This is a genomic window from Catenovulum sp. 2E275, from assembly GCF_025515275.1.
In the GTDB taxonomy this organism is placed as follows: domain Bacteria; phylum Pseudomonadota; class Gammaproteobacteria; order Enterobacterales; family Alteromonadaceae; genus Catenovulum.
Genome location: NZ_JAOPFU010000003.1, coordinates 179,468 through 196,080, shown reverse-complemented (window position 1 = coordinate 196,080; position 16,613 = coordinate 179,468). Strand labels below are relative to the sequence as shown.

General features: G+C 38.2%; 13 protein-coding genes. 4 read left to right on the top strand and 9 right to left on the bottom strand.

The window, feature by feature from the left end:
- Positions 1-7: 7 nt before the first annotated feature.
- Together N7931_RS03105 and N7931_RS03100 are read right to left on the bottom strand one after the other, a co-directional pair.
- Positions 8-637, bottom strand: a complete 630-nt coding sequence (locus tag N7931_RS03105) for an alpha/beta family hydrolase (protein WP_262791851.1) — start codon at positions 635-637, stop codon at positions 8-10.
- A gap of 28 nt (positions 638-665) precedes the next feature.
- The gene (locus tag N7931_RS03100) at positions 666-1,562 is read right to left on the bottom strand and encodes a transcriptional regulator GcvA (protein WP_262791850.1); all 897 of its coding nucleotides are present in this window, start codon (positions 1,560-1,562) and stop codon (positions 666-668) included.
- Between the two features lie 211 nt (positions 1,563-1,773).
- Here N7931_RS03100 and N7931_RS03095 point away from each other — a divergent pair, with 211 nt between their 5' ends.
- Positions 1,774-2,052: a hypothetical protein gene (locus N7931_RS03095; protein WP_262791849.1), complete on the top strand. Its 279-nt coding sequence runs from the start codon at positions 1,774-1,776 to the stop codon at positions 2,050-2,052.
- A 39-nt stretch (positions 2,053-2,091) separates the two neighbouring features.
- On the opposite strand, the gene kdsA is transcribed toward N7931_RS03095, so the two are convergent.
- Entirely contained in the window at positions 2,092-2,946 is an 855-nt protein-coding gene (kdsA, locus tag N7931_RS03090) for a 3-deoxy-8-phosphooctulonate synthase (protein WP_262791847.1), read from the bottom strand.
- Between the two features lie 140 nt (positions 2,947-3,086).
- On the opposite strand from kdsA, the gene cmoA reads away from it, so the two are divergent.
- The 3 genes from cmoA (at position 3,087) to N7931_RS03075 (ending at position 5,281) form a co-directional block, all read left to right on the top strand.
- Positions 3,087-3,815 carry a carboxy-S-adenosyl-L-methionine synthase CmoA gene (gene cmoA, locus N7931_RS03085; RefSeq protein WP_262791846.1) on the top strand — a complete coding sequence of 243 codons (729 nt, stop codon included), beginning with the start codon at positions 3,087-3,089 and terminating at the stop codon, positions 3,813-3,815.
- A 19-nt stretch (positions 3,816-3,834) separates the two neighbouring features.
- On the top strand, positions 3,835-4,809 hold the full coding sequence (gene cmoB, locus N7931_RS03080) for a tRNA 5-methoxyuridine(34)/uridine 5-oxyacetic acid(34) synthase CmoB (protein WP_262791845.1): 975 nt from the start codon (positions 3,835-3,837) through the stop codon (positions 4,807-4,809).
- A gap of 64 nt (positions 4,810-4,873) precedes the next feature.
- Positions 4,874-5,281 carry a hypothetical protein gene (locus N7931_RS03075; protein WP_262791844.1) on the top strand — a complete coding sequence of 136 codons (408 nt, stop codon included), beginning with the start codon at positions 4,874-4,876 and terminating at the stop codon, positions 5,279-5,281.
- Between the two features lie 220 nt (positions 5,282-5,501).
- Here N7931_RS03075 and N7931_RS03070 read toward each other — a convergent pair whose 3' ends face one another.
- From N7931_RS03070 to recC, 6 genes are all read right to left on the bottom strand, one after another.
- A complete protein-coding gene (locus N7931_RS03070) occupies positions 5,502-6,227 on the bottom strand; it encodes a TylF/MycF family methyltransferase (protein WP_262791843.1) in 726 nt (241 codons plus the stop codon).
- Positions 6,228-6,369: 142 nt separating this feature from the next.
- Complete coding sequence (locus tag N7931_RS03065) at positions 6,370-6,597, bottom strand: (2Fe-2S)-binding protein (RefSeq protein WP_262791841.1); 228 nt, start codon at positions 6,595-6,597, stop codon at positions 6,370-6,372.
- Positions 6,598-6,612: 15 nt separating this feature from the next.
- Positions 6,613-7,365, bottom strand: a complete 753-nt coding sequence (locus tag N7931_RS03060; protein ID WP_262791839.1) for a DUF599 domain-containing protein — start codon at positions 7,363-7,365, stop codon at positions 6,613-6,615.
- A complete protein-coding gene (gene recD, locus N7931_RS03055; RefSeq protein ID WP_262791838.1) occupies positions 7,362-9,410 on the bottom strand; it encodes an exodeoxyribonuclease V subunit alpha in 2,049 nt (682 codons plus the stop codon). Before recD ends, N7931_RS03060 begins: the two co-directional genes overlap by 4 nt.
- On the bottom strand, positions 9,407-13,108 hold the full coding sequence (recB, locus tag N7931_RS03050; RefSeq protein WP_262791837.1) for an exodeoxyribonuclease V subunit beta: 3,702 nt from the start codon (positions 13,106-13,108) through the stop codon (positions 9,407-9,409). The genes recD and recB overlap by 4 nt, the downstream gene beginning before the upstream one ends.
- On the bottom strand, positions 13,105-16,560 hold the full coding sequence (gene recC, locus N7931_RS03045) for an exodeoxyribonuclease V subunit gamma (protein ID WP_262791836.1): 3,456 nt from the start codon (positions 16,558-16,560) through the stop codon (positions 13,105-13,107). Before recC ends, recB begins: the two co-directional genes overlap by 4 nt.
- Between the last annotated feature and the right edge of the window lie 53 nt (positions 16,561-16,613).

The following is a 16,613-nucleotide window of genomic DNA, read 5'->3' as shown; positions in this document are numbered from 1 at the left end:
AATTACCTTAGACTGGTCTGGATAAGATAAAATCAACCACCCAGTTTGCTGCTTGTGTTATGGTTTGTAGCTGAGTTAAGCCGCTCGATTTTAGCGGTTTTAATGAATGATCGCCGCTTAAAATCCACTTAAATTGGTAATTATGACGCACGTTATAACGCTCGACTTCTGATTTATTGCCAAAAGTATCGCGCTCACCTTGGATAATTAATCCTTTGGTTGATACTGAGTTTAATAAATCTAACCTGAGTTTGTCTGGTTTTCCAACCGGATGAAAAGGATAACCCAAAGCAAAATACCCTTTTATATCGGCTATATTCTGCTGCTCACAAGCTAAAATAGTCTCTAATGCGACTCTTGCCCCCATTGATTTCCCACCAACAAAAACGGGCAAATTTAAATCCAGTTGTTTAACTTGCTCAATAAATGCCTCAACTAACACTGGCATTTTATTTGGTGGGCGTTTTTTACCAGTTTGTTCAATTATTTGCATATAAGGGAAATCAAACATGATCACTTTGATCTCACCTTGTGATAAATCTGTAATTTTATTACAAATTTGTTGCATAAAGTCAGATTTTGATCCCGCTCCAGCGCCATGAGCAAGAACAAGCTGAGCTTTAGTCTTTGAATTCATTATAATTTCCTACTTAGTCTGATATTTATTAATCAAACTGTTCTTCTACTGCAATTAAACTGAGTACCCAATCGATAAAGGCTGAAATTTTAGAATCATCCACACCGGTTTCGCGGCAAACAATATAATAAGCATCTTTTGTGATGAGCTTTTCTTTAAATGGCTCAATTAAACGGCCTGCTTCAATTTCTGGGCGAGCCAATACACTATGCCCTAACGCGATCCCCTGCCCTAAAACAGCAGCTTGTAGCACCATTGAAGAGTGACTAAAGATAGGACCATGCCTAACATCTAAATCTTTAGGTCCTATTTTTTGTCCCCACAGTCGCCAGTATTTTCGACTTTTATCGTGCAACAACGTATGTTTTCTAAGATCTTCAAAAGTATCCAAAGGTTTGTTTTTATTAATAATATTAGGCGCACAAACAGGAGCTAAATATTCGGTATGTAATTTATAAGCCGATAACCCTTTCCAATTACCAGAGCCTAAATAAACCGCAACATCAACCCCTTCGGTTAATAAGCCTTCATCCATATCAACAGCTTTAATTCGCACATCAATATCTGGGTAGTCTTGGGCAAATAAATTTAATCTGGGCACCAGCCATTGAATTGCAAAACTAGGCGGCACACCAACAGTGATAGCTCCTGTACTTTGTTGGCTAATAATCGCTTCTGTCGCATCTAAAATTGTTTCAAAAACATCTTTAATATCAGCAAAGTAGTTAGCTCCAGCATCGGTTAATACCAGCTTACGGTTGCGTCTAATAAATAGTTTTAAGTTTAAAAAGCTTTCGAGCGATTTAATTTGTTGCGATACAGCCGCCTGAGTTACATACAGTTCATCAGCGGCTTCAGTTACGCTTAAATGTCTTGCTGCGGCTTCAAATGCCCTTAACGCATTAAGCGGTGGTAATCGTCTCATGTGATCAACCTGATATCCCCATTTAACACATTAGATTTTCTTATGCATTAATAGTAAAAATTCTATCTTGTAATTTTATTACAGGATGGATATTATTATAACCGTCAGATAAATAAAGGCTCTCAGCCAGACCTGACATAATGTGTTAAAAAACAAATGTCATTTTATTACAATTTTATATAATCTGTTTCAACAGGTTAAGGAGTTATAAATGTTAACTATCAAAAAAGTTCTACCAGCTTTTTTAGGCGTATCTGTTGCTTTATTTGTATCTTTTGCAAGTTTTGCTGGTACTGAAAATACAGTTGAAATCAAAAAAGCAGCTGAAAGCAATATTCAAGTAACAACTGAATCAGAAATTAAAAAGTTAGTTGCTGAGTTTAATGCTGAAACGGTAAAAACATTAGTTGCTAGTATTGATGTTTCAGATGCGGTTAAAGCAAATGAAAAACTACAACCAGCTAAAAAGCTAACCCTGATTGCAGAATAAGCTTAGCTTTTTTCTGCAACAGGGCGTAAGCCTTGTTGCTTATCTTTCAATATCAATTGTTTCAAAGCTTTTTACTAAATCATCTAACGCTTTAATTTGCGTTAAAAATGCTTCTAACTGAGTTAATGGAAATGCCGACGGGCCATCACATTTAGCTTGTGACGGATTTGGATGAGCTTCCATAAACAAACCTGCAATTTTAGTTGCCATACCAGCGCGGGCTAACTCAACGGTTTGATGTCTACGGCCGCTTGATGCTGATCCCATAGGATCACGACATTGCAGCGCATGAGTCACATCAAAAATAATCGGACTGCCGTTCGTGACTTCTTTCATTACCGGAAAACCCAGCATATCAACCACTAAATTGTCATAACCGTGACAACTGCCTCGCTCACATAAAATCACTTGGTCGTTACCGCTTTCTTCAAACTTTTCAACTAGGTTTTTAACCTGTGAAGGCGACATAAACTGAGGTTTTTTTACATTAATAATCGCTTTAGTTTCAGCCATAGCTTTAACTAAATCAGTCTGACGGGCTAAAAACGCAGGTAATTGAATAATATCAGCCACTTCTGCAACGGGTGCACATTGTTCAATTTCGTGAACATCAGTAATAACTGGCACATCAAACGTTTGTTTGATCTCTTCAAAAATCTTTAAACCCTCTTCCATTCCCGGACCACGATAAGAATGAATAGAAGAACGGTTAGCTTTATCAAAAGAGGCTTTAAATACGTAAGGAATACCTAATTTATCAGTGACCGTTTTATAACTTTCAGCAATTTGCATTGCTAAATCACGGGACTCAAGCACATTCATACCACCAAATAATACAAATGGTTTGTCGTTATTAATCTCGATGGCTTTTAAATGAATCGATTTTTGTGTCATTTATCTTATCTCTAATTTATTCAGAACAATTTAAATTTATACAGGTATATCATACCATTTAAATCTAAAAAATCAGGCAAATTAGTACGACATAATGTAAAATGGCTTGATGTACAATTTTTCGTTTATTTTATAACCCTATGAGCAATTTAGATAATATTTATTCAACACCACAACAAACAGTAAAAGATTTTGTTTTTGATGAAACGGTGGTTGATGTATTTCCAGATATGATCCAGCGCTCAGTTCCGGGTTATCAAACCATTATTTCAACTATCGGCCATTTGGCACAAAATTTTGCCCAAACCAATAGCCATATTTATGATTTAGGCTGTTCATTAGGCGCTGCTACTTTAGCAATGCGCCGTAGTATTCAAGCTCAAGGCTGCCAAATTTATGCAGTGGATACTTCAGCTGCTATGGTTGAACGCTGCCAAATGCATTTAAGTAACTTTAAAAGCCAAATAAAAACCGATGTAATTTGTGCTGATGCCGTTGATTTTGAAATAAAAAATGCCTCAGTTGTGGTGCTAAACTTTACCTTGCAGTTTATTTCACCGGATAAAAGAATTGAGCTAATCAATAAAATTTATCAAGGGTTAAACCCAGGTGGCATTTTAGTTTTATCGGAAAAGCTAAGATTCGACACGCCAGCCATTCAAAATACATTAGATGAACTTCATTTAGATTTTAAACGGGCGCATGGTTACAGTGAATTAGAAATTGCCCAAAAAAGAACCGCAATCGAAAACGTAATGCTAACCGATACCTTAGAGATTCATTTTGAACGCTTCAAACAAGCTGGATTTAGCCAATTTAGCCAATGGTATCAGTGCTTTAATTTCACCTCCATGTTAGCTATTAAATAATTTAGGTTACTATTTTTTCATGTCTAAAACGTCTTTATTCGCTCAGTTTTATCAAAGTTTGTTAGACCACCAAATGGATGATTGGCTGGAACAAATTCCGGCTTTATTAAACCAATGGCAAAAACAAACCCGTCACGGTGATTTTGCCAACTGGCAAAAAACTATAAAAAACTTACCTAAAGTTACACCAAGTCAAATTGAACTCAAACAAGCCGTTACCATAGGTTTGGCGGATGACCTTAATCAAGGTGAAAAAATTCGCTTAGAAAAATTATTACCTAACCTAATGCCGTGGCGAAAAGGTCCTTATCATTTATTTGATTTACATTTAGATACCGAATGGCGTAGCGACTGGAAATGGGATCGGGTATTACCTCATATTACTCCGCTTAAAGATAAAACCGTATTAGATGTTGGCTGCGGCAACGGTTACCACATGTGGCGTATGCTGGGTGAAGATGCAAAATTAGTGGTAGGCGCAGATCCCACCGAATTATTTGTTGCCCAATTCCAAGTATTCCAGCATTTTATTAATCGACCAAATATCCATTTATTGCCTTTAGGCGTTGAGCAACTGCCTGCTTGCAACGCTTTTGATACCGTGTTTTCAATGGGGGTGCTATACCACAGAAAATCCCCGATTGATTTTATCCAACAATTAAAAGCGCAATTAAAACCGGGCGGTGAATTAGTATTAGAAACCATAGTGATTCCGGGTGATGAGCATCAAGTTTTAGTACCGGGTGAAAGATACGCCAAAATGCGTAATGTCTGGTTTATTCCCAGCAGCAAAGCACTTTGTCACTGGTTAGAAAGGTGTGGCTTTAGCAATATTCGCGTTGTGGATGAAACCACAACCAGTTTAGATGAACAAAGAAAAACTCAGTGGATGCAAAATGAATCTTTAGCCGATTTTTTAGATCCAAACGATCAAACTAAAACCATTGAAGGCTACCCTGCACCCATCCGTGCTGTCATCATAGCGAATAAATAATTTTTATATTGTGAAAACATTCTGTTAGGCTACAGACTGATTCAACTCAATTAGGATAACAAAAATGAATCAAATCGAAATTACTAAATTAATGGAAGAATCATCAGTTGATGCCGTTAATTATGTCCGTGAAGAATACGATATTCATTTAGATTTTAGTTTAGAAAGCATATCGCAAATCGACAGAGTATTATTGTGGAGCGTTGCTAAATTAAAAGATCAAGCCAAAAAAGATGAATTTATTTTTGTGATTTGTAACATGCTTGGCTCTTACGTTGGCGAAACTTTTCGTAAACATATCGGCGGTGAATGGATATACGACGAAACCGATCCACAAGCTCCCACCGTATTATTAAGCTTTTCCAGCCATACTTTTGCTTTTCCGGGGATTTGTTACCAAAAACTGATTAATGACATTAATACCAGTGTTAAAAAATACTTTGAGCTAGCTATTAGCAACGTAACGCAATAAACAAAATAGAATAAAACAGGCCTAGCTCAAAGCAAATGTGTAGGCCTGTTTAATAGCTTAAGCTTAGCAGATTCCCTTCTTACTAAATTGGCAATATTAATAAAAAGAATTGAAGCTTTAAAATTTAGATTACCTAAATATCTCTAAGTAAAACCACTTAACTTTACAAAATATCCTAGTATATTCAACAACTAGCATGTAACACCATGCTAGTGCATGGTTATTTTTTGGTTATCTTTAATGAACCAGCCGAGCTATTTAAATGAAATTGGCCCGATACTTTTGTTAAATATTTATCAGTCGCTTTTTTGCAGCCACCCCAATCATGATAATCATCCAAAATAATACTTCCACCACTAACTAACCTAGGAAATATTCTTTCCAGGCATGTTGTTACGGGTTCATACCAATCAACATCCACATGTGCAAAAGCAACGTCATCTTGAAGAGATAAAGTATCCTGTACTAGCCCTTTAATAAGCCGTATATTATTTTGTTCACAATCTATATCAAAGCGCTCAAGGTTATTTTTAACAATGTCATATAAATTTTCTTCATACCCATAGTATTTATCGCCCTGAATGCCCATAGCTTGACCACCACTAATAATTTTATAACGTTCATGGACATCTTTAGTATCTTCTTGAGTTGGCGCAGGAATCATGCCAAAAACATCATAAATATTCATCGTTCGCGAGCATGACTTAACTGAAGAAATCAGAATGGAAGAACCACCTAAAGCACAGCCAGCTTCAATAAATTGACCTGGTAATCCCTTTGCTTCAATCTGTCTACATGTGGAAGCTATACTAAATAATTTACGTTCTGTAAGGTAAGTAAGTTTGTCCTCTCTAATTTTATGAATTAGTAATTTATCTGATTCATTTAAGTTTAGTTCTGAAAGTTGGTGTACTTTATGGAAAATCTTTTCAACAAACTCTAACATAATATTTCCTTATTGAAATAAAGATTAGTACCTCTCCAAACTAATCAGCTTAAGTCATTTAATTAGGTTAGTTGAAAATCATTAAAACTTACATGTTCAAAAAAGAAAATCAGAATAAAATAATATTTCATAACCTTGTAGCTTACTCCCAAATACACTCAACCAATCTGGCGACTTGTTGTTTACAACAGGCTGAGCCGTCAGTTGCGTAGGTTTGGCGTCTGACTTCTTCCACACTCATTGCGCCGCTGGCGATGGCTTCAATAATCTTAATTTTTAATACTTCGTTACAGGTGCATAAGTTTTGGTCTAAATCTCGGGTTAAAATTTCCGGCAATTTAGCTAATGCTTTTTGGGTAATTTCGTTCATTTTAAATAGATCAAATTAAGGTTTGTTAATTTTTAAGCTTTCCTGATTATCCCGATAATATTGGCTCATGCTTAATCCATCTACCAAGGTTTTTAATGAGCGCGAGCGAAATTCGCGTAAATATAAAATTCGCATCACAATAAAAGCAAATAAAACAAATAACGCAGGATGAATAAACCAACCAACTATCGATAAAGCAAAATAATACGAGCGCATTCCCATATTAAAATTATGCTGAGCCTGATCAATTAATTTACCGGCATTAACTGCAAAAGCTTTTTTCATTTCTTCTGTCGCATTTTGGTCCTCCGGATTTGGCGCAGCACCAATCATGACAGAGGCAAAACCGTATTGTCTTAACGCCCAGGTAAATTTAAAAAAAGCATAAACCAATACCATAATAATTGAGAAGATTTTACATTGAATTAAGGTCACAGTTTGTGGCCAAACCCAAGGAATATGTTGGATCATTTCATAAATTGTTGGCGCTGAGGTTAATGCAGTTAACGCACCGGCAATAATAAATAAGGTGGTGGAAGCAAAAAAGTTAATGTTTTTTTCGATATTGCCCATTAACGCTGCATCTAAAATCCGGTTTTCCCGTTGTAATAAATGGTTCATCCAGTCAATACGTAAAATAATCAAAACGCTGGATAAAGTCGCACGCTTTTTAGACATTCTTTTTGCAAATGCTGCATAGCCAAACCAAATAATTAAAAACAAAATAAAAGCTGAAATATCAATTAATTCAGCACTTAAAAAACTCATATTACTTCACTTTCCACACTATTAAATAAACGTTTAGCCAAACCTGAATATCGGTTAAGCTGGCTGTTAACGGCATTATGCCAAACCATTTTATCTGTCACTATAAATAGTTTTTGTTTCGCTCGGGTGATGCCGGTATAAATTAACTCGGGCGATAATAATTGACTCATATTCGTCGGTAAAATCAGTGCTACATCTGAAAATTCACTGCCTTGGGTTTTATGAATCGTCATCGCATACACAGTTTCAACCTTGGGCAAACGTGCCAAACTGATTTTTTTAAGCCCATTTTCGGTTTCAAAATAAGCATTCAGTTTTTTATTTTCATCAGCCCAAATCAGGCCAATATCACCATTAAATAAACCTGTGCTATAGGCATTTTCTGTCACCATAATCGGGCGACCATGATAATGCTGATTAAGCCTAATTTGACTACGAGACTGTGCCAGTATTTTTTCAATTTTTAAATTGAGTTGCTCAACACCAAACGGCCCTTGCCTATTTGCCACTAAAATTCTAAAACGAGCCAAAGCATTAAATGCATTATCTACCGACTTTGCCTGACTCACCGGCAAATAATAATGTAAACAGGCCGCTTCAAGCCAGTTATCTAACTTGCTATGCAGCAAATGATTTAACGCTGGGCTTTGGTTGATTGATTGAGTCGCTGGGTATGCAAAACGGGATAACCTTTGCCACGAGGCTTTAGCTTCGCCGTTGATAATTTCTTTCGCCAGCTCAGCAATTTCACCGCCAAATCGATGCGTTTTAGTTAAAAAGCAGATATGACTGGCACGTTTGGCTGGAAATAAATCTGAGTTGTCAGCGACTTCGACTTGCTGATGACAAATTTCACTAATCTGGCGCGCAGCCTCCGGCGGATAAACCGGTTTAAAACCCGCCACTAAATCAGCCAATACATTACCGGTTTCAACTGAGGGCAATTGCTGTGCATCCCCTAATAAAATTAACGCAGCACCTTGTGGTAACGCGGCTAACAATTTGGCCATCATAGCCAAATCAATCATAGACACTTCATCTACTAATAACAGATCACAATTAAGTGGGTTATCCGCATTATGCTTTGGTTGGAAATGATTTGGGGTAATGCCTAATAATCTATGTAGTGTGCTGGCCTGCTCCGGTATAGCCTGCAAAATATCATCGTTAATTTCGGCTTGCGCCAGTTGTTTTTTGGCGGCGGTTATCGACTCTTTTAAACGCTGCGCGGCTTTACCGGTTGGGGCAGCCATTAAAATATTTAAGCTATGAGCGTCATTTTCATCTGCCAGTTTAGCCGCCTGTAATACAGCTAATAAACGAGCCACAGTGTAAGTTTTCCCTGTACCCGGTCCACCACAAATAATGCTGAGTTCACGCCCTAATGCATTTGCCACCGCCACCTGCTGCCAATCGGTTTCACCTGAATGATTAGGATGATGGCCAAATAGTTTAGGATAAATCGCTTTTACTGCGGTAACTTGTCCAGCACTTAATGGCTTTTGCTGTGATTTTTTGCGAATTTTAGCCGCAACCAAAGTTTCGTATTGGTGATAACGGCGAAAATATAACAAGCCATCATCTAAAATAATGGGCAAGTTTTCAGCCGATAAATGCGTTTCAGCAAAACATAATTGAATCATGCTGATAAGCTGTTTTTGATCACTAAAAGTAAAACCGGATGCGGGTAAAACTGGTAACTCAGACTCTATATTAGCTTCTGGATTGCTGTCTGTATTTGCTTTTGGCTCTGCTTTGTTTTCTGGCACTTGTTGAAGTTGAGCAGTTTCATCCCTCCATAAAGTTTGCCCGCTAATTTGAGCCAAGGGTAAACAAGTGTGCCCTTGGCGTAAAAAATATTGCAGCGCTAACAATATATGAAAAACTTGCGTCTTATCACCCTGATTTAACTGAGGGTTGTCAGATAACTTTAATAACTGAGATAATTGTTTTGCCAGATAAAAATCAATTGCTTCAATGCCGGCTAAGTGCTGCTGACAACGGGTTAAATCCTGATAAATCTGGCTCTGATAAGTTACAGTCATAACAGCTCCAATTGTTCACCGGTACTTTGTGATGGCTCGGCTTTTTGCTGGCTAAAAAGTGCATCCAACTCAGTTAAAACTTGGGCTGTTATCTCTGTATAAAAAACCCCAAACGCTTCGCTATTGTGTTTATCCATACCGCGTAAATAAAAGTAGTAGACGCCGCCAAAATGTTGATTAACATCATAATCCGGTAAGCGAGTTTGCAAATATCTATGTAATGCCAATGAATAAATCAAATATTGCAGATCATAAAAATGCGCCTGATTATTCGCTTTTAATGCATCAAAATGATAATCCTCAACCCGATTACCTAAGTGAGTTGATTTATAATCTGCGACATAAAATTTGCCGTTATATTCAAAAATCAAATCAATAAAACCATGCATCATACCTTGTAACTCAGACTCAGCCGGTAAATAAATGTTGTGTTTAACGGCTCTGTGCTGCTTTAACAGTTTCATTAAAGCAGCTAAATAGGCTCGATTAAGCGGAAAATAAAACTCAGCTTCGCGTAGCGTTTGTTTAAAACTTAAATCGGCTAAACACAAGCTTTTATCCGGTTCGCTTATGACTGGGAAACGAGCATGAATTAACGAATCCAGCCAGTTAAATAATTCTGGCTTTTGAGTATCTTCAAGTAAGCCAAATCGAATAATTGGATCGCTTGTACTTTGCGCCCAGTTTGGCTGGCTAAAATCGGTATGTTCTAAAATATCGTGTAATAAATTACCGGCATGCGCCCCTTTCGGTAGAGTAAATTGAATACCGGCAGAACTAGGCTCAACCTGGTCGATTAATTCATCCGCAGCTAACTGAGATAAATCACGGCGTTCATCATTTTTATCACTTAAAGAAGTATGCGCATTACGGGTAATTTTAGAAAACGAATAGAGTGACCATTTATCATCTAACTCTGCATTGAATTGCGCAGGCTGAATAGAATTTTGGGCAGACTCATCGCCTTGATATTGCTCTGGCTGAATGGTTGGCGCTAACTGAATGAGCTGGCTGGAGCCTTGCGAAGTCTTAACCAAATTTTGAATTTTTTCATCCCACTGGTCATTATTTTCAACCCCCAAGGTTTTAGCTAAAGCCGAATATTCGGCTTGCTCAAATGGTGCAATGCCTAAATAACACCTATGCTCAGCTCGGGTTAACGCAACATATAATAAACGCACTGATTCGGCGATCCCTTGCTGTTTTACCTGTGCCAATACAGCATCATCCGCACCTATTTGCATTCTGCTTTGCTGAGCTTGTTGATCAAAATATTTAAAAAATTGTCGGGTTTGTTTACCGGCTTTAGTTGGGTCGGTATAAATATTAGCAAACGGAATAAATACCACTGGATATTCCAGCCCTTTTGAGCTGTGCTGAGTGACAATTTTAATTAAGTTTGCTTCGCTTTCTAGCCTTTGTTCAGCTTCACTTTTGCCTAATTCTCGCTGGCGCTTGTACCACTTTAATAATTGCTGCGGATGTTTAAACTGACGGGATGCCTGCTGCAAAATTTCAGCAAGGTGGATCATATTGGTTAAGCTGCGCTCATGAATATGCGCCTGCGGTTTAAACTGGTGGTGAATCAAATGCATTAGCAGCGCCATCACCCCATTATATTGCCATAATTGTTTTAATTCGGTTGCCAAATTAACCGCAGCTTCCCACTCTTCCTGATATTCGGTTTGTTGAAAACGCGCCAGTTGCGCTAAATCATAACCAAATAAAGGAGTTGAAAAAGCGCGGATTAATAAACTTTCGTTTTCAACTTCCAATAAAGCCATTAAGACCTGTTCAATGTGCAATGCTTGTTCGGATAATAAAATATTGGAACGATCACTTAAATAAACCGAAGCCAAGCCGGATGCTGCCAGCGCAGTTTGCATGATTTGGGCTTCGCCACCGGTTTTGACCAAAATGGCAATATCTTGTTGTTTAAGTGGTAGCTCACCTAATTTTGCCTGAGTTAACAAACGGATGATTTCGTTACTGCACCAAGTGGCTAAATGGCTGGTGTAATCCGCCTTAACTGCACCTTTAGCACCAGTTGGCTGCTCCACTTCGCCAAGAAAAGCATAATTGACCGCAGCAAACTGATTATTTGGATCAAATAACGGCGCTTTATTTGCCGCCGCATTAGCCGTTGATTTTATTTGCTCATAAGCAATGTTATAACCAAATACATCGGCTGAATTTTCAGTTAATGCATTTCCCCAAAACAGGCGGTTATAACCGCTCACCATAGTAGCAACAGAGCGCCAGTTGGTATCCATAATCCAATGAAAATCTGCCTGCTCACGAGCGGCTAAATAAGTAAAAATATCACCGCCCCTAAAACCATAAATGGCTTGTTTGGGATCGCCAATCATAATTAAACACGTATTTTGACTGTGCGCTGCGTTAGGATATAAACAGTCTAAAATTGCATATTGTGCTGCGTCTGTATCCTGAAACTCATCAACCAGCGCAACCGGATAATCCTGCTTTAGTGATTCGGTTAATGATGCTTGCATGTTTTGTGTTTGTTTTTTTTCTTTCTCGGCTAAAAGCGTGCGGCTGAGCTTGATAATTAAATCATCAAAATCCATCACACTTTGCTGTTGTTTCATCCGGTTAAATTTTTGCTGAATATGCAAAATACCGGATAAAACTAATTCACAAACCGGCGCATTATTGAGTTGTTGTTCAGCACGCTGATTAATCGCATCAAGTGATTTTTTAAATTCATCTTTTAACTGCTTTAACGGCTCAAATAAGGTTTTTAAGCTTTCATTTTTACGGTAACGATTGCCATTAATAAAATCCCCTGCACTTTTAGGAAAAGGCATATCGCTTTCATTTTCCAGCCAGCCGATTAGCTCAGCCCATTCTTCTTCGCGTTTAGTTTTATCTTTATGTTGGTTGACTAACGCATCAAAAATTTCAGTTTTAGCTAAATTAAGCTCACTCAATACGCTTTGTTTAACCCCCCAAAAAGTTTGAGCGGCTTGCTGCAAACTGGCTGCCTGAGCAGTTTTTATAGCATCTTCGGTTGCTGCGGTTAGTTGCTGTTTAGCTGGGTTTTGCTCGCTGAGAGAGTTTGATTCAGATGCCGCCTGCGTATCATCCGCCTGACTAATTGCAACCGCAAACTGACTTAAAAAATGTTCGGGAATATGCCAATTATTTTGCGCAAGCAATTGGAAATCATCTTTATTCTGATTAACTTTTCTTATCCAGTCTTGCGTTGCGGCTAATAAATATTCGCTGGTATCCGTTTCCATTTGGGTTTCAAAATCAATCCCACTGGCAAAAGCCTGAGCCGATAATACCCGATTACAAAATCCATGAATGGTAAAAATAGCCGCTTCATCTAAATCCAATAACGCCAGTTTTAATATTGGTGTTATTTGCTCACGCGAAAACTGCTTTTCCATAGCAGCAAAAAAAGTGTCTTTTTCGCCTAATTTACCCCAGTTATTCAGCGCGTTTCTTAGCTCTTTATCAATTCTTGCGCGTAACTCTTCGGTTGCCGCTTTGGTAAATGTCATGACCAGTATTTGCTGAACTGTGAGTTCTTTTTCCAATAAACACCGTAAATATAAACGGGTGATATTAAATGTTTTGCCCGTTCCTGCGCTGGCTTCAATTAAATGACGGCCATAAAGTGGCAACTCGGCTGGCTGTAAGTTTTGTGCTGGCTTGCTTAACTGATTCATGATTTTACCTCAGTCAAACTTTGATATAAGGGCTGAAATAAACTTAATAAGTTTTGATGTAGTTCGGTTTGATAATCCAGACCAGCCGGATAAAACCATTTAAAATACGCATCGTTTTCAAGCATATCAGTTTGAAATTTTTGCCATATTTTAATTTGCGCTGGTGTATTTATCAGCTCATTAACAGGGCTAGCTTCCTGCTTTTTAAGCAAAGCTTTAGCCAGTTCAATAAAATAAACCGGCTGCCCAATTTTACCGAAATGCATGGTTTGCAAATAAATTTTAACTAGTTCGATTAATTGTGCTGGCGCTTGTTTTGGTTCTGTTTGAGTTAAATTATCTTTTGCTTGTGTTAAGTTACCTTGTGCTTGAGTTAAATTAACTAAGGCAAGCTTTTCTTTTTTAGCGTCTAAATACACCCCTAATCCACTGGTAATATTTAATGTCGGATCTCGCATTGCGGTTAAATAATTCAGCCATAATCTCAACTCATCTTTGCCTTTTCGGCTGGCCGCTCGCCAATTAATCATCAGCTCTTGTGCCTGCTCAAGTTGAGCCGATAGTTTTACTTTAACTTGGATTTGATTTTCAGCATTGGTTTTAAGCAGCTCATTATCAGTGCCAATCCAGTCGCCATTTTTTGTAAAATACAATAATAGCTCTGTGTTGGCATGAGTCGGTTTGATAGTATATTTTGAAAGCTGCTCTGCAATTAAATCGGCGGGCTGCGCCAGTGTTTCAATCACCTCATCCTGCATGGGTGTTTCCGGTAATTGGCCGGATAATTGAAACTGGCGGATAAAATCAGCTTTATCAGCACCGGTTAAAATTTGTTTGGTTAATCCCTGCCGGAATAAATATTCATCCAAACTATTTAAGCTAAATGGCTCCACATCATCCAGTTCGATTGAAAAGTCATTTAGGTATAAATGCAATGTTTGTTTAGCAAAACAAGCTAACGGATTTGTAAAAAAATCAACCAGTTGTTCTACCTTTAACTCAATTGTTAGTTGAGCTGGCAGCTGTTCATCTTGTTTAATTTCAGCTAAATTAGCCTCAGCTAAGCTAACTTTTTCAGTCTGCTCTGGTTTAATTAACCGCCACCAGTTTGGATCAAAACTTGGATATTTGCCCTGATAGGCTTTTTCGCTAAATGGGTGCAGCGGATTAACCAACAATTGAGAATGAGCCGATTCAATATCGAACTGCCAACCATAACCAGAACTTAAATAATCCATTAATTCTTTTAAAATTAAACTTGGCTGACGCGGTTCATTATTACGAATATCGCGCCCCTGATAACTTAAATATAAATGGTTACGAGCAGAAATAAGCGCTTCTAAAAATAAATATCTGTCGTCTCCACGGCGCGATCTATCGCCTGCTTGTGTTGGAGTTGCCGCCATTAAATCAAAACTAATTGGATTTTGCTGACGCGGATATTGACCATCGTTTAATCCTAACACCGCAATAATTTTAAACGGGATGCTACGCATCGGCACCATTGAACAAAAAGTGATTTGCCCGGTTAAAAAATGATTTTTTTGATCTGGCTGGCTAAACTCACGGGTTAAAAAATATCTTAACGTAGTTAAATCAAGCGTTTGATCAAAATTCGCTTTTTTGCTGCCACACCGTTCAGTTAATGCATTAATGGCAGCATCAATAATAAAAAATGCGTCTTGTTCTTTGTCGTCTTCAGCAAAAAATGTATTTTTTAACTCGTGTAAATAAGCATGCCACTGACTTGGCAAACGCGGCGTTAACAAACTTTTGCTATGAAACTGTAAGCGCTCAAGTAAATGGCACAAACGGCCTAATAAAACAGTATCCTGACCTTCAACATGCGGCAACCAAAGTTGATTATTGGCGATATGTAATTCATTACCCCAAGCAAAACCGTATAACAAACGCTCTAAACCCCATTGCCAGCTATAAGTGGGCGTTGAGCTAGTGAGTTCACTGACCACAGCTTTATGACCGGCATCTAGCCCCCAATGAATTTGCGCCTGTAGTAACCAATTTTCAATGGTGGTGAGTTCATGCTCGCTAAAACCAAATTTATTTTGCAACGCAGGCAGCCTTAAATAATCCAGTATTTTGCTGATTTCAAAGCGGCTGTCCGGTAAATTTAATAACTCAATAAAGCTGTTAACTAATGGCTCGGCATCCATTGATTTTCTATCGGCAATGGAGCAAGGCAGACGAATACTATGTTCATCTAAGGTGATTCCGGGGCGTTTAAAGACCGCCTGAATATAAGGTGCATAATCTTCAATCGCCGGGCACATCACTACAATGTCCTGCGGTTTTAAATTTGGATCGCAATTAAACTGATGCAATAAATAATCGTGCAGGGTTTGAATTTCTCGCAGCGCACTGTGGCTTGAGCTAATCACAATTGAATCATCAATTTCAGCAGCTTGCTGAGTCGGATCAAACTGCTCGGCAGCATCGGTTAAATTTAAAATATCTTGCTGTAATCTAACCAAAACACTTGGTTTTTCTGCATTTTTATAATCAATTTCTAAATCACTGTAACCACTGATTTCATAGGTATTAAGCTGTTGCAAACTATTAAAAAAGGCTTTGCCCTGCCCGCCTAAATTCGCTAATAACGGATTGCGAATATTGTCTTGTGCGGTCCAGTCTGCCACTTTTTTTGCGCGCTGCGCTCTGGCTAAGTGTTTATCGGTTTGTAGATCGCCCCAAAATTCTACCGATGGATTTAAATGAAATAAATGTACCGGAATATGCTCGGAAATAGCCTCAAAAAAAGCCAGACTTTTTGGCGGTAATGCATTTATCCCAAAAATATAAATTTGTTCGGGCAATTTATCTAAATGCTGATCCAGTTTAGCAATGGCTAAATCCTGTAAATTAGCCTGATGATAAGGCTGTTCAGCCACCAATAACTGCCATATTTTTTGCTGCCACTGTGCAGTGGCCGTCAAACTTTCAGTTTGCAATGCAGCTGGCATTTGGTTTTGCTGCCATAACTCAAGCCACTCTGGGCGATACAGCATATATTGTTCAAATACGTCGGCCAGTTTGGTGGCTAATTGAAAGCGCCGGTATTGTTGTGACTGATTGGCAGTTTGCCAATATTGATTGAGCGGTTTGGCAAACGTTTGCTCTATAAAACGGTTATCTGAGAGAATTTTTTCGATTCTGAAACTTAATATTTCGCGGCTATAAGGTGATTGTTCGGGGATCATCTCGCCTAAAATAGCGCGCGCTAAATTCCAGATAAAACGCGATGGCATAGGAAACTCAATATTCATCGCTATGCCTTGAGTTTTAGCCAGTTGCATGTTTATCCAATGCTGCATGCCCTGACTTTCAACCAGAATCTGATCTGCCTCAAAAATACTGCCCTGACGGGTTTCAAGCACTTTATCCAACAGAATCATTAAATCTTCAAGCCGGTTCGACGGGTAAACAATAAACATACTTTTCCTAAAAAATCCGGTTAAGCTAAGCTATATAGTTAAATTTATAGCCA